At 72.6% G+C, this 13,585-nt stretch carries 11 protein-coding genes; 6 read left to right on the plus strand and 5 right to left on the minus strand.

Annotated elements, in window-relative coordinates:
* Positions 1-61: 61 nt before the first annotated feature.
* Positions 62-1,201, minus strand: coding sequence for a helix-turn-helix domain-containing protein (locus ACKUU6_RS28050; RefSeq protein ID WP_407991358.1), 1,140 nt, complete (start codon positions 1,199-1,201; stop codon positions 62-64).
* Positions 1,202-1,401: 200 nt separating this feature from the next.
* Between ACKUU6_RS28050 and ACKUU6_RS28055 the strand changes: the two genes are divergently transcribed.
* The 3 genes from ACKUU6_RS28055 to ACKUU6_RS28065 all read left to right on the plus strand — a co-directional run bounded on the left by ACKUU6_RS28055 (position 1,402) and on the right by ACKUU6_RS28065 (position 3,699).
* The gene (locus tag ACKUU6_RS28055) at positions 1,402-2,196 is read left to right on the plus strand and encodes a VIT1/CCC1 transporter family protein (protein WP_407991359.1); all 795 of its coding nucleotides are present in this window, start codon (positions 1,402-1,404) and stop codon (positions 2,194-2,196) included.
* 104 nt (positions 2,197-2,300) lie between these two features.
* Positions 2,301-2,966, plus strand: a complete 666-nt coding sequence (locus ACKUU6_RS28060) for an SDR family oxidoreductase (RefSeq protein ID WP_407991360.1) — start codon at positions 2,301-2,303, stop codon at positions 2,964-2,966.
* A 97-nt stretch (positions 2,967-3,063) separates the two neighbouring features.
* The gene (locus ACKUU6_RS28065) at positions 3,064-3,699 is read left to right on the plus strand and encodes a hypothetical protein (protein ID WP_407991361.1); all 636 of its coding nucleotides are present in this window, start codon (positions 3,064-3,066) and stop codon (positions 3,697-3,699) included.
* Here ACKUU6_RS28065 and ACKUU6_RS28070 read toward each other — a convergent pair.
* Positions 3,674-5,122: an MFS transporter gene (locus ACKUU6_RS28070; protein WP_407991362.1), complete on the minus strand. Its 1,449-nt coding sequence runs from the start codon at positions 5,120-5,122 to the stop codon at positions 3,674-3,676. The genes ACKUU6_RS28065 and ACKUU6_RS28070 overlap by 26 nt on opposite strands.
* Before the next feature lie 484 nt (positions 5,123-5,606).
* On the opposite strand from ACKUU6_RS28070, the gene ACKUU6_RS28075 reads away from it, so the two are divergent.
* The 3 genes from ACKUU6_RS28075 (at position 5,607) to ACKUU6_RS28085 (ending at position 10,312) form a co-directional block, all read left to right on the plus strand.
* Entirely contained in the window at positions 5,607-6,266 is a 660-nt protein-coding gene (locus ACKUU6_RS28075) for a 4'-phosphopantetheinyl transferase family protein (RefSeq protein WP_407991363.1), read from the plus strand.
* 88 nt (positions 6,267-6,354) lie between these two features.
* Positions 6,355-7,218 carry a hypothetical protein gene (locus ACKUU6_RS28080; protein WP_407991364.1) on the plus strand — a complete coding sequence of 288 codons (864 nt, stop codon included), beginning with the start codon at positions 6,355-6,357 and terminating at the stop codon, positions 7,216-7,218.
* 541 nt (positions 7,219-7,759) lie between these two features.
* A complete protein-coding gene (locus tag ACKUU6_RS28085; protein ID WP_407991365.1) occupies positions 7,760-10,312 on the plus strand; it encodes a collagenase in 2,553 nt (850 codons plus the stop codon).
* Positions 10,313-10,394: 82 nt separating this feature from the next.
* On the opposite strand, the gene ACKUU6_RS28090 is transcribed toward ACKUU6_RS28085, so the two are convergent.
* From ACKUU6_RS28090 to ACKUU6_RS28100, 3 genes are all read right to left on the minus strand, one after another.
* Positions 10,395-11,534 carry a DUF5685 family protein gene (locus ACKUU6_RS28090; RefSeq protein WP_407991366.1) on the minus strand — a complete coding sequence of 380 codons (1,140 nt, stop codon included), beginning with the start codon at positions 11,532-11,534 and terminating at the stop codon, positions 10,395-10,397.
* A gap of 74 nt (positions 11,535-11,608) precedes the next feature.
* Complete coding sequence (locus ACKUU6_RS28095) at positions 11,609-11,977, minus strand: DUF6188 family protein (RefSeq protein WP_407991367.1); 369 nt, start codon at positions 11,975-11,977, stop codon at positions 11,609-11,611.
* A gap of 139 nt (positions 11,978-12,116) precedes the next feature.
* The gene (locus ACKUU6_RS28100) at positions 12,117-13,523 is read right to left on the minus strand and encodes an NAD(P)/FAD-dependent oxidoreductase (RefSeq protein WP_407991368.1); all 1,407 of its coding nucleotides are present in this window, start codon (positions 13,521-13,523) and stop codon (positions 12,117-12,119) included.
* Between the last annotated feature and the right edge of the window lie 62 nt (positions 13,524-13,585).

Here is a 13,585-nt window from a genome sequence, read left to right on the forward strand (position 1 = left end):
ATCCCGGTACGGTCCCTCCGCAGTGGGCGGAGGGGCCGTACGGATGCGTAGGGGGATGCTCTCACCGGGTGTGCCGGGACAGCCAGCGCTCGGACTGGCGGCGCTCCAGTGCGACCCGGCCCTCGGCCTCCGGGACCCGGGCGAGCACGGTGCCGGCCGCCTCGGGTCGTCCGGCCCAGACGTGGGCGCCGGCCAGCCGGGCCGTCACCAGGGCGCGGTAGTGCTGCTGTTCGAGCGGCAGCCGGGCCAGCGCCTCGTCCAGGCCGAAGGTGGCCAGCCGGGCGTGGATGCGGCGGCCGGTCCTGACGGCCAGGTCGCGGTGGCAGGTGCCGTGCACCAGCAGCAGGCGGATCCTGGCATCGGCGGTCGGTTCGGCCTCGGTCAGCCGGGCGGCTTCCTCCAAGGCCCGCTCGGTCTCGCGGCGGTCGGCGGCCAGCGCGTGCCCCCGGGCGCGGGCCAGCTGCGCGCGGGCCTGGGCGGCGGGCCGCCCCGCGCGAACCGCCTGCTCGAACGAGGCGCCGGCCGTGCCGATCGCGGCGGCCGAGTGCCCGCAGGCCCAGTGCACCGCGCTCTGCCGGGCCAGCAGCAGTGCCGCGGCCGCCGGGTCGCCCGCCAGGGCCGCCCACTCCCGCCCGAAGTCGTACCAGGCGAGCGCGCGGCCGTACTCCAGCTGGTCGAACCTGGCCCAGCCCGCGAGTTCGGCGTAGCGGGCGGCGAGCGAGCCCAGCCGGGCCCGTTCGGCGGACGGGGCGGTGCGCTGCTGACGGGCCGCCAGCCGGGCGTGCTGCTCCAGGACGTCCACCAGGGCCTGGCCGCCGACCGCGTGCGCGGCGGTGCGGTAGGCGGTCAGCAGCTGCTCCAGCGCGTCCGCTCCCGGAGCGGCGGCGCCCGGTCGGCCGTACCGGGCCAGTCGGCGGCGCTCCCGCTCCACCTGCGGCCAGAGGCCCGTCAACTCGCCAGCAGTGTCGAGGAGTTCGTCGAGCCGTTCGGCCATTCCTGCGGGTGGCCAGCGACGGGTGTTCTCCACTCGGCTGATGTGCGAGTCGTCGTAGCCGAGCCGCCGGCCCAGCTCGGCCTGGCTGAGCCCGCGGAGCAGCCGCCAGTGGCGTAACCGGGCGCCGAAGTCGGACCGGGCCGAGACGGCCGGGGAGGGATGGAGGGACGGCCGGGCCGAGACGGACGGGGACTGATCGAGGGACACGGGACCTCCGCTGGGGGATGTCCACACCGGGGGAGGGGGTGTCCAGCGGGGTGGACGGACTGGTCGGAGCCTCGCAAGGATTTGTCATGGACAGGTATCCCCGGGATGGCGAGAACGTCAAACCGACACGGCGGCGCCGACGGACCGTCAGAGCCGCTGCGCCGTACGCTGCCAGGGACCCGAGAGGAAGGTGTGCAGGGATGGGCGTACCAGGCCCGGACTGGGCGGTGCTGGCGCCGCACTGGCAGCCGGAACAACGGTCCGCCGAGCACGACGCGGCGGCCGACGAGGAACTCGCGTCCCTGCGGACCACCGCCGAACGGGTCGCGGGCGGCGGCATCCGCGCAGCCGTACTCGGCGTGAACGACGGCCTCGTGACCAACCTCTGCCTGATCCTCGGCGTGGCGGGCGCCTCGGTGAACGCCGGTACCGTACGCCTCTCCGGGCTGGCCAGCCTGGTCGCGGGGGCGCTCTCGATGGCGGCCGGGGAGTGGGTCTCGGTGCGCAGCCAGGCGGAGGTGGCACAGGGCATGGAGCGATCGCTGCGTCAGGCCTGGGAACTGTCGCCGCCGGTGGTGCTGGCGCAGCTGACCCGGAGCCTGAGCGAACGCGGCCTGGACCGGGAGACCGCCGTCCGGGCCAGCCGGGGTGTGGTGACCTCGGGACGGGACGCGGCGGCCACCAGCACCCGGATCCTGTTCGGGGTGAGCGCGCGGGACGTCGGTTCGCCGGTGGTGGCCGCCGTCTCCTCGCTGTTGCTGTTCGCGGTCGGGGCGCTGCTGCCGCTGCTGCCGTGGTTCTTCGCCGACGGGGACGCGGCGGTGATCGCCTCGGTGGTGCTGACGGCGATCGCCTCGCTGGCGGTCGGCGGGGCGCTCGGGTACGGCTCCGGGCGGGGCGTGCTGCGGACGGCGGGGCGTCAGCTGCTGATCGTCGCGGTCGCTTCGGGGGTCACGTACGGGCTGGGGGCGGTGGCGGGGAGCTCGGTGCTCTGACGGGCTGCCTCGGTCCGGTCCGACGGTCGATCAGGCGGTACGGCGCGCCCGGGGCCCGAGTGTCCGTGATGCGGTGGCCGGGCCGCGGCGTTAGCGTCGGGGGCATGCATGTGGTGATCGCTGGTGGGCACGGCAAGATCGCGCTTCGGCTGGAGCAGTTGCTCGCCGAGCGTGGTGACTCGGTGGAGGGGCTGGTCCGGTCGGCCGGGCAGCTCGAGGACCTGGCCCGGGTGGGTGCCCAGGGGGTGGTGTGCGACCTGGAGCAGGTCTCGTTGGAGGACCTGGCCGGCGGGCTCAGCGGTGCGGACGCGGTGGTCTTCGCCGCCGGGGCGGGCCCCGGGAGCGGCAGTGCCCGGAAGGACACGGTCGACCGGGGAGCGGCCGTACTGTTCGCCGACGCGGCCGAACTGGCCGGGGTGCCCAGGTACCTGATGATCAGCACGATGGGCATCGAACGCGCGGGCGCGGCGGGGATGGACCAGGAGTTCACCGACTACCTGCGGGCCAAGCACGCCGCCGAGGAGGACCTGCGGGCCCGGAAGATCGGTTGGACGATCCTGCGACCGGGGGCGCTGCTGGACGAGCCGGGTAGTGGGTTCGTCCGGCTGGCGGTGCCGTCCCTGCCGTTCGCGCCGGTGCCGCGCGACGACGTCGCGCTGGTGCTGCGCGAACTGCTGGACACCCCTGCGGCGGTCGGCCGCACGCTGGAGGTGACCGCCGGCGCGGAGCCGGTGGCCGAGGCGGTACGGGTGGCGCTGGCGGTGGCCTGACGCTGCTTCAGGGCTGAACTGCTCTGTGCAAGCACGGGCGTTGGAGTTCAGGATCGGCAGCATGGACCCGCGACCGGGTGCTGCGTCACGATGAAGCATGACGGACAGCGGATCTGCCCCGCCGGACGGCGACGGGGCGCCCTCGGGCGGCACGAACTGGACGGCGGTGGCCGCTGTCGCGGGGGCGGTGGCGACGGCAGTGGCGGTGCTCGCGTACGTGGTGCCGCCGAGTCCGCAGGCGGCTCCGGCGCCGGTGGCGGTGCCCGTCGTCTCGGCCTCGTGGAGTCCGGAGCCGCCACCTTCGCCCTCGCCTGTGCCGACCCCGGCGTCGACGCCCACTCCGGAGCCCGAGCCGAGCCCGACCCCCTCGCCGTCCCCGACTGCCAAGCCGTCGCCGTCGCCCGTCCACTCGCTGCCGGTGCCCGTGCTGACGCTGCCGCCGGTTCGTCCGGGCGGTTGCGACCCCGCGTACGCGGTGCTGAACCGGTACGGCAAGGTGGCGGGGACGACGAAGGGCAGCCGGATCGCCGCCGCCCAGGAGGCCCGCGACGGCATGATGAGCGCGAGCCTGGACGCTACGGGCGGGGTCTACTCGATCATCACGCGGCTGACCCAGGGATTCCAGGAGCTGGGCTTCATCCTGACGGGCATGGTCGGCGGCGACTACAACGCGGTGTCGGAGGAGATGAACGGCGACATCGAGACGCTCAAGAGCCTCTGTGAGTCCCACTGACCTGACGGCCGGTCATGGCCGACGGGTCGTCCTCGGAGCGCGGGGTGCTCCGGTTGGCCAGCAGGGCCAGGACGAGAGAGGCCGAAACCACCGCCAGGCAGGCCAGGGTGGCGTGGAAGAAGGCGGTGTTCGGGGTGGTGGGGGAGGAGTTCAGGTAGATGCCCGAGATGGCGGAGATGCCGACGGCGGCGGCTATTCGCTGGGACATCTGCAGGATGCCGCCCGCGACCCCGGCCGCCTCGGCCGGGGCGTACCGGAGCACCTGGGCCTGGTTGGGGGAGACGGTCAGGCCCGAGGCGGCGCCGGTGCAGAGCTGGCCGAGGGCGAGCAGTGCCGGGAGCCAGCCGGACGGTGCGTAGAGCGCGGCCAGTCCGCTGAGCAGCAGGGCTCCGAGCGCCAGGCAGAGGCCGAGCGGCACCACGTGCCGGCCGAACCGCTGCACCGCCCGCCAGGCGAACGAGGACACCACCGCCATCGCCACGGCGGACGGCAGGGTCACGGCGGAGGCCGCGAGAGGGGAGAGGCCGAGGCCGTCCTGGAGGAACATCACCAGGACCAGGCTGGAGGCGAGCGCGGCACCGAACTGGCACATCGCGGTGAGCGTGCCCAGGGTGTACGGCGCCGAGCGGGGCAGTGCCGGGTGGATCAGCGGCTGGCGGCCGGTCGCGGCGTAGTGCCGCTGCCAGAGCACCAGCACGCCGGTGAGGGCGACGGCGGCGACGCCGAGGGCGAGCTTGCTGCCCAGGGTGGCCGGCTGGACGAAGGGCAGCATCACGGTGACGGTGATGGCGGCGGTGAGGAGGAGGCCGAGCGGATCCAGCGTGGTGCGGGCGGTGGTGGTGCGGGGTACCGGCGTGGGGAGGTGACGGATCGCCAGGACGAGGGTGGCCAGGCCGGACGGTGCGCTGATCAGGAAGGCGAGCCGCCAGCCCCACTCGGGCCCGGCCAGCGCGATCAGGGCGCCGCCGAGGGGTGGGCCGAGGGCGATCGCGACGGCACAGGTCACCTGGTACATGCCGAGGGCGCGAGTCCGGGCAGGGCCGGTGAAGACGTCCTGGAGCGTGCCGATCATCTGGGAGTTCACCAGGCCGGCGCCGGCTCCCTGGAGCAGGCGGACCGCGACCAGGACCCAGGGCGTGGTGGCCGTGGCGGCGAGGAGTCCGGCGGCCACGAAGAGTGCGATCCCGGTGACGAAGAAGGGCTTGCGGCCCCGCAGGTCACCCAGCCGGCCGCCCGGGATCAGCGCGAGGCCGAAGGCCAGGGAGTAGCCGGCCACGATCCACTGGATCTGGGTCGGGTCGGCGTCGAGTGTGCTGCGGAGGGCCGGGACGGCGATGTTGAGGACGGAGTTGTCCAGCATGGTGGTGAAGCCGCCGGCCAGGCAGACCGCCAGGATCTGCTTCTGCTTCGCTGTTTTGTGCACGGACGGAGGCTAACGGGAGCTGGGTCCTTCCGGGAGGGGCGGGGTGACATCGGGGGCCTGCTGATCACGTCCGGCTGTCACGGCGTGGGACGGAAGTGCCCCACCGGTGGCTCCGGGACGGGTGCCGGGAACGGCTGCGGGGGCGGGTTCGGGTGCGGGTCGGGGAACGGCGGCGGGGCCGGATCCGGCAGGGGGTCCGGGACGGGGGGCCTGGTGTCGGGGTCGGGGGGCACCGGGACGGTCATTCCTACGGGCCCTGGGGTGCGCTTCGTGGGCATGGTGCTGACCTCCTCGCTCGGTGTGCCCATACCCGGCCCAGCGGGGATGACACCGGTCGGTGCTTCCGGCGCGCGATCCCCTGAGCTACGGCTTTCGGGGCCGGTCCAGGACGTCGATGGTCAACGAGGCTCCGGGAGGCAGAGGGGACCGGGGCCGGAGGCGTGACGGTAGGCTCGGGCGGACCGCAGCGAGGGTGGAGGACCGGATGACGCCGTTGGCGATGATGGCGGACAGCGCGGAGGTACTGGCGCGGCCTGACCTCGGGGAGCACCTGCTGACGCCGCTCGAGCTCGCGCGGGCCGCCCGCTTCCGGCTGGAGTCCTCGCGGACCGATTTCGTCGCGGCGCACCTGCTCGTACGGGAGTGTGCGGCCCGGCTGCTGGGTCGGCCGGTGGCGGGTCTGACGCTGCTTCAGCGCTGCCCGGACTGTGCGCGCGACGATCACGGCAAGCCCTACGTCGCCGAGCTCCCGGACGTCCGGGTCAGCCTCTCGCACGGCCGGGGCGTGGTCGCGGCAGCGGCCGGTCTCCACCCGGTCGGGGTGGACGTCGAACAGCCGACCCGGGGGACGGCGATCGAGGTGATGGAACGGGTCCTCAGCGCAGGCGAGTTGCGGCGGGTCCGGGAGCACGCCGAGCCGGACCGGGCGTTCCTGCGGCTCTGGGTGCGCAAGGAGGCCATGGTCAAGCTGGGGCGGACCACGCTCGACACGCTGACCGAAGTCGACCTGTCGGAGCTGGAGTTGGACGGTTCGCCACTGCGCGGGCGGTACGGCGACCTGCATCTGCTGGACTGGGAGGACGAGCGGCGAGGCGCGGCGGTGGGCGTGGTCAGCACCCAGGCGCCGCAGGTCGAGCAGCTCTGAGGGCTGCGCCGTCGCGCGGGTCGAGGCACCGTGCGGTCCGACTCCTCTGGTTGTCTGAGGGGGTGCACAAGGCAGCCGAGGAGGACCGTTGAAGATCAGGAAGCTCGGATCGAGCATCACCGAGATGCAACTCATCTGCGAGGCATGGCAGTCCGAGTACGCCGAGCGGTTCGTGTCCGGGGAGTGCGAGGGGCTGCTGATCGGCTGCCACCGCCCGGGTGCCTCGGTGGACATCTCCTTCGTTGCTGCTCTGCCGAACCTGCGCTCACTGCGACTCGGGCTCGGCATCGGCAACCCCACGCCGACCGCCGAATGCCGGGACCTCACCCTCCTGCACGTGAGCGGGCGGCAGAAGGGGCGTCTCGACCTTTCCGGGTTGCGAGCCCTGCGGGAACTGGAAGCACCCGTGGCGATCGGACTGGAGACCGTCGCCGGCCTGCCTGCACTCGAGTCCCTGACCGCGCTCAGCTGGCGGCGTGGTGCACTGGAACTGCTCGGTGCGCACCGGCATCTGCGGTTCCTGCGGATCGAGTGCGCCGCGCGCACCGGTGAACTCTCCCTGGCAGGTGCGGCCGGACTACCCGAGCTGCGAACCCTGTGGATCTACGACGGCCGCCTGACCGAGACCGCTGAACTGCTTGCCGCCGAACGGCTGGAAGAGATTCGGCTGGTGGGCGCGAAAGCTCCGTCCGTGGAATTCGCCGCTCGACTGCCAGGGCTGCAGCGGCTGGTCCTGGAGAACTGCGGTCCCCTTGACTCCCTCGCCGCGCTGGCAGACCACCCGTCCCTCGTCGAGGTGGCCGTGGTCGGAAACACCGTGGTCCAGGACGGCAACCTCCATCCGCTCGTCGACAACCCCCGGCTGCGCCATGTCGCGGTGGAGCGCGGCGCCGCCCACTACAGCCACACCCCTGCTCAGGTCCGGCGTCTCGCGCCCCCAGCTGCGCTGTAGGCGGCCAGCTGGCGGGGAGCGTCATCCGAGCGTGCTGTGTTCGAGGCCGCCGAGGGAATCCGGGGATCATCCGTTCGCCGAGGAACGGCTCATCGCACTCTGAGCCGTACGGAACGGGCTGCGGGGCGATCCGTGCGCTCGGCACCGCTTCCCGGCGGGCCGGAAGGCCAGGAGGTGGCGGCGCTGGTCCGGGCAGGGAGGGGCGGGACTGTCGCCCCGGCGATCTCACGGCACTTCGACCGGTAGTGCCTGCGGGGCGTGGCTGTCGTTGATGAGTGCTCCGACGACACCGGTACGGGGGAGCCGAGGTGTCGGCCGGATCGGCCGCTTCGGCGCTGGTCAGCGCATGTGGTGACCCGGGGCGCCGGGCCAGGGGGCGGCCAGGTAGGAGCGGTACGACGGTCGGGATCGCCGTCTGCCGTTATGAGATATGACCTGTGACATTGTTCTGATGGCCATTCGGTGGCAGGATTCACGCCACGTCCCCCGCTTGTCCCGCCTGATGCTCCGTGAGTGCCCCCCACAGGAAAAGGACTTGGCAGTGCGCCTGCGTACACCGCTATCCACCCTCACCGCCGGCGTCATAGCCGGCGTCGCTACGGTCGTCTCCCTGCTGCCCGCCACGGCGATCGCTTCGTCGGGCCCCTCCACCGCCGCCAAGCCGTCGGCGGCTGCGGCCTCCGCTGCCGCCCCGAAGCCGGCCGGGCTGGCCACGTTCGGGGCCGACTCCGACCGGTTCGCCCCGCCCGCCGCTCCGCTGTCGTCGGCCCAGCTCAGCCAGGCCGCGATGGGTGAGCCGGTCGGGGCTGCTGCCGTCCAGGCGCCGCCCCAGAAGAAGGCGGGGTTGGCCGCGGCGGCGGCTGCCGCGCAGAGCTGTACCGCCGCTGACTTCACCACCCGGACCGGCGCCGACCTGGTCGCGTTCGTCGAGAGCTCGACCACGGACTGCGTCAGCACGCTGTTCGACCTCACCGGGACCCCGGCGGGCGGTGTCTTCAAGCAGTCGCAGATGCTGCCCGTCGAGGCCGCCTTCAAGAGCCGCGCCGCCGCGTACACCGGCGACAACGCGAACAGCATCCTGCAGCTGGTGCTGTTCCTGCGAGCCGGCTACTACGTCCAGTCCAACAACGCTGGTGCGGTAGGCAGTTACGACGCCTCGCTCACCGCGGCCTCCAAGGCGGGCATGGACGCCTTCTTCGCCGGAACACGGTGGAAGGACGTCACCGACGTCAACGGCAACATCCTCAAGCAGGTGCTGATCTTCACCGACAGCGCCAACCTTCAGGGGAGCTACCTGGGCGTGTACAAGCAGGTCCTGACCGCGTACGACAACTCGTACAACGCCGTCCCCTCGATGGTCAGCGCGGTCAACGCTCCGCTGCGGTACGCACTCTGGCGCGGCAGCTGGAACCCCGACTTCGTCAAGGCCGTCGGCGCGGACCCGAGCATCGCCACCGTGCTGGCCGACTTCGCGATCAACCACCAGGACCTGCTCGGCGGCCCGAACGCCGCTCTCGACGTCAACGCGGGCAACGACCTGTCCCGGATGGCGGGCACCAGCGCGACCGTCGAGGCCGCGGTCAAGCCGCTGGTGAAGCGGGTGATCGACGCCAGCCCGATCGTCGGCCGGACCGGGCCGCTGTACGTCGGCACCGCCTACCAGGCGAACCAGTACGACGCGGCCAACTGCTCGTACTACAACGTCTGCAACCTGCCCGCGAAGCTGATCGCCGCCGTGCTGCCGAACCAGCTGGTCTGCGACAACCGCACCCTCCAGACCCAGGCGCTCTCGGCCGCCGAACTGGCCGCCGTCTGTACGAGCCTGCGTGGTGAGGACACCTTCTTCCACAACCTGGTCAAGGACAACGGGCCGGTCCCGAACCAGTACGACAAGACCGTCACCTTCGGGATCTTCGCCAACAAGACCGACTACACCACGTACTCCTGGGCCATCTACGGCAACTCCACCGACAACGGCGGCCAGACCGTGATGGACCCGACCGACCCGAACAACCAGGCCGTGACGGTGATGTACCAGAAGTCGTGGAACCTCAACGACACGGCCCGGGTGTGGAACCTCAACCACGAGTACACGCACTACCTCGACGGCATTTACGACATGAAGGGCAACTTCGGCGCCCAGACCTCCGTCCCGAACATCTGGTGGGTCGAAGGCGTCGCCGAGTACGAGTCCTACACCTACCGCGGCGCGACCGACACCGACGCGATGACGGAGGCGGGCAAGCACACGTACAAGCTGAGCACCATCTTCCAGAACACGTACGGCAACTCGGACTCGACCAGGGTCTACCCGTGGGGCTACCTCGCGGTCCGCTACATGTTCGAGAAGCACCCGGCGGACGTGCAGGCCATGCTGGCCCGCTTCCGGGTCGGTGACTACCAGGGCGGCTACGCGGTCTACAACAACGTCGGCACCGGCTACGACGCCGACTTCGACGCCTGGCTGACCAGCTGCAACGCCGGGGCCTGCTACGCGCCCGGCCCGACCGCGCTGTTCACCACCTCGGTGAACGGCGGCACGGTCAGCGGGACCGACAAGTCCGTGCAGACCGGCGCCGGCCAGATCACCGCCTGGAACTGGACCTTCGGCGACGGGACCTCCTCGAACCTGCGGAACCCGAGCCACACCTACGCGGTCGCCGGCACCTACACCGTCGCCCTGACCGTCACCGACAACACCGGCCGGATCGCCACCACCCCGACCTCGGTCACCGTGCTCACCGGTGGCGGCCCCGTCACGGTGCCGACCTGCACCGAAGCCCGCACCGACGCCATGGGCCAGAACTGCTCGCGGCCCAACCGGGCGGCCACGGCGGGCAACAGCGACTACCTGTACGTCTACCTGCCGGCCGGTACCACCACGCTGAAGGTCAGCACCTCCGGCGGCACCGGCACCGCGTTCCTGTACTACAACGCCAACACCTGGGCCTCGCCGACCGCCTTCACGGCCTCCTCCACCAACCCCGGCAGCACCCAGAGCATCACCGTGACCAACCCGACGGCGGGCTACCGCTACCTCAGCCTGTACGCCAGCACCGACTTCAGCGGTGTGACCGTCAGCACCCAGTTCTGAGTTCCGCCAACGCGCTCTTCCTGCCCGGCAGTTGATCCCGACGGATCACTGCCGGGCAGTGGCGTTCCGCGACGGCGCTCCGTCAGCCGTCGCAGGGGCAGCAGCAGTCGCAGCCGTCACACCCATCGCAACCGCCGCAGCAGTCGCCGCAGCCGGAACAGTCGCAGTCGCAGGCGTCGCAGCAGTCGTTGCGCTTGCAGAATCCTTCGCGGCGCTCGCCGGACCAGGGGTGATCGTGTTCGCAGCAGAGCAGTTGGCAGCTGCAGGCGAGCAGTGCCCACATCGCGCAGCCGGCCAGCGGGTTGCGGGGAGTGCGCGGCTGCTGGTGGGTCGGGGCGCCGTGGGGCGCGGGGCCGTGGGGTGGCGTGTCGTGGCCGACCTGGGTGAAGACCCGGTCGACCGCGCGCCTGGTCTCGTGCACGAGCAGCCGGTGCGGCAGTGCCTGGTCGGTGAACTTCACTTCCGCCAGCGCGAGTTGGATTCCGTGGACGGCGTCCCGGCAGAGCCGTTCTGCTTCGGCGCGGGTGGTGCCTGTGGCGGTCAGCGGGTTCCAGGCGCTGTTGGTGTCGTCCTCGGCCTGGTCCTCGGCTGCGTCCAGCAGGTGGGCCAGTCGGCCGAACAGTCGGCCCACCTCGTGCAGGGCGGCCGCGTTGCCGGGGCGTCCGGCGAGTACGGCGGTGTGGGCGGTGGCCGCGGCGGTGGCGGTCTCGGTCGGTTCGGTGAGGGCCAGCAGCGGACTGGCCGCCGTCGCCGTCCGCTCCAACTCGCCCTGCCGGTCCGCAGCTTCGAGCAGGACGGCGGTGTCGAAGCCGATGCTGCCGCCGGCCCGGGCGCTCTGCCGGTCCCAGCGCCCGGCGACCGCACGGGCGGTGCCGGCCACCGGCCGACGGGCGAACACCCCGTCCCCGTCCAGGACATGGTCGCGCACCTTGGCCGAGGCCAGCGCGAGCGAGACGGTCGCCGCCAGCCGGGCGCCCTCACCGTCGGCCACCTGGGCGCCGCGCATCCCGCGCAGCGGGCAGGGCCCGGCCTGGCGTCGGCTGGCTGCGGACTGCGCCTCGACCAGCACCGAGATGACCAGGCCGTCGTAGTTGGTGGCCGTCCTGGCCAACTGGCCGTGACCGTCCCGCAGAGCCAGGCAGAGCCCGCAGAGATGGGCGAGCCAGGCGGCCCGCAGCGGCTCCGGCAGGCTGTGCCGGCACGGTCTGATGATCCCGAACATTTCCCGTCCCCCTGGTGGTCGTGGTCCGGGAGCATGGTACGGGCGAGGGGATACGGGTCCGCGTACGGGGGCGGTCAGCCGGTCAGGTAGCCGCCGGGCTCGGCGGTGAAGAGCGGGCCGTGCGGGCCGAGGACCTGCCAGGGGTGCTCGGCGGTGTCCGGCGGGACGACGAGGCGGCGTCCGCAGTCGAAGGCCAGCTCCAGGCCGCCCGCCGGGCTGACCACCGCCCCGGTCAGGCGGCTGCCGGTCAGCACGGTCAGGCCGCCGGTGACGCCGGTCCCGAGCTGCGGGTAGAAGTGCTCCACACCCCCGGCGGCGAGCAGCCGGAAGTCGCTGTCGATCAGGACGGTGACCGCCCCGGCCAGTTCCAGCCGCAGGCCGGTGCCGACCCGGATCCGCTGGACCTGACGGCCCGCCAGTACCTCGGCGATCGACTCGGACATCCGGTGTGCCTCCTGGAGCTGGGTGCGCCCCTCCATTCTGACCCGCTGACACGCCCGCGTCACGTACGCCGGGCCCGGCCGGCGGACCGTGCTTTCCCTCGATGGGCTGGCCGACGGCCCACGACGCCCGGCCGGAGGGTCAGCGGCCCGAGATCCGGTCGGCGAGGCGGGCGATCGGCGAGGTGGTGGCGCGGCCGGCCGCCTCCTGGCGGTCGGCGGCGTGGTACGCGGCGTACAGGCCGTGCACGCCGAGCCAGCGCAGCGGCTCCACCTCCCAGCGGCGGACGGTGTGCCCCACCCAGGGGAGTCCGGTGAGTTCGGTGCGGTCACCGAGCACCAGGTCACGGAGGGTGCGGCCGGCCAGGTTGGTGGTGGTCACGCCGCTGCCGACGTAGCCGCCCGCCCAGCCGAGTCCGGTGGCGCGGTCCAGTTCGACGGTGGCGCACCAGTCCCGGGGAACGCCGAGGACCCCGGCCCAGGCCTGGTCGATCCGGGCGTCCGCAATGCCGGGGAAGAACCGGTGCAGGACGTCCCGGAGCTGGTCGACCGTGCGCTGCTGGGTGGTGCCGTCGGTGTCGGTCCGGGAGCCGAAGCGGTACGGGACGCCGCGTCCGCCGAGCGCGATCCGGTCGTCGGCGGTGCGCTGCGCGTACATGTAGGCGTGCGCGAAGTCGCCCAGCACCTCGTGGCCCTGCCAGCCGGTCCCGGCCCAGAAGGAGTCCGGCAGCCGTTCGGTGACGATCATCGCCGAGTTCATCGGCAGCCAGGTCCGCCGTTCGCCGCGCAGCCGGGCGGTGAAGCCCTCGGTGGCGCGCAGGACGTAGTCGGCCGTGACCGTCCCCGCGGCGGTCTCGGCCCGGGCCCGGCGGCCTGCCGTGGCGGGGTGGACGGCCGTCACCTCGGTACCCTCGTGGATCACCACACCGAGGTCCTGCACCACCCGGGCCAGGCCCTGGGCCAGCTTCGCGGGCTGGATCCGGGCGCCGTGGGGCGTCCAGGTGCCGCCGAGCACGCCGTCCACCCGGATCCTGGCGGTGGTCTCGGCAGCGGAGAGTACGATCAACTCGTCCTCGCCGTAAGTGCGTTCCTCTGCCGCGAAGGCCAGCAGCCGGGTCAGCTGGGCGGGCGTCCTGGCCACCTCCAGGACGCCGCCCCGGGCGATGTCGGCGTCGATGCCCTCGGCGGCGGCGGTGTCCACCACCTCGCGTACCGAGTCGTCCATCGCCCGCTGCATCGCCCGGGCCCGGTCGGCGCCGTACCGGCGGGCGAAGGCGCCGCGTCCGGCGAAGCCGTTGTACAGCCAGCCGCCGTTGCGGCCGGAGGCCCCGTAGCCGCAGACCCGCTGCTCCAGGACCGTGACCCGCAGGCCAGGATCGGCCTTCTTCAGGTAGTACGCCGTCCACAGGCCGGTGTAGCCGCCGCCGACGATGCAGACGTCCACGTCCGTCCCGCCGGTGAGGCCGGGGCGTGGGACGGGCAGTCCGATCGACGAGTACCAGAACGACACCCCGCCGTTGACGACGGGACTGCTACCGGTGGAGCCCACGGGGACCTGCCTTCGCTCGGTGACGTGCCCGGGAGGCTACCGTCCGGCGGAAGGCATGGGCC

Source organism: Kitasatospora sp. CMC57, assembly GCF_045866025.2.
GTDB lineage: Bacteria > Actinomycetota > Actinomycetes > Streptomycetales > Streptomycetaceae > Kitasatospora.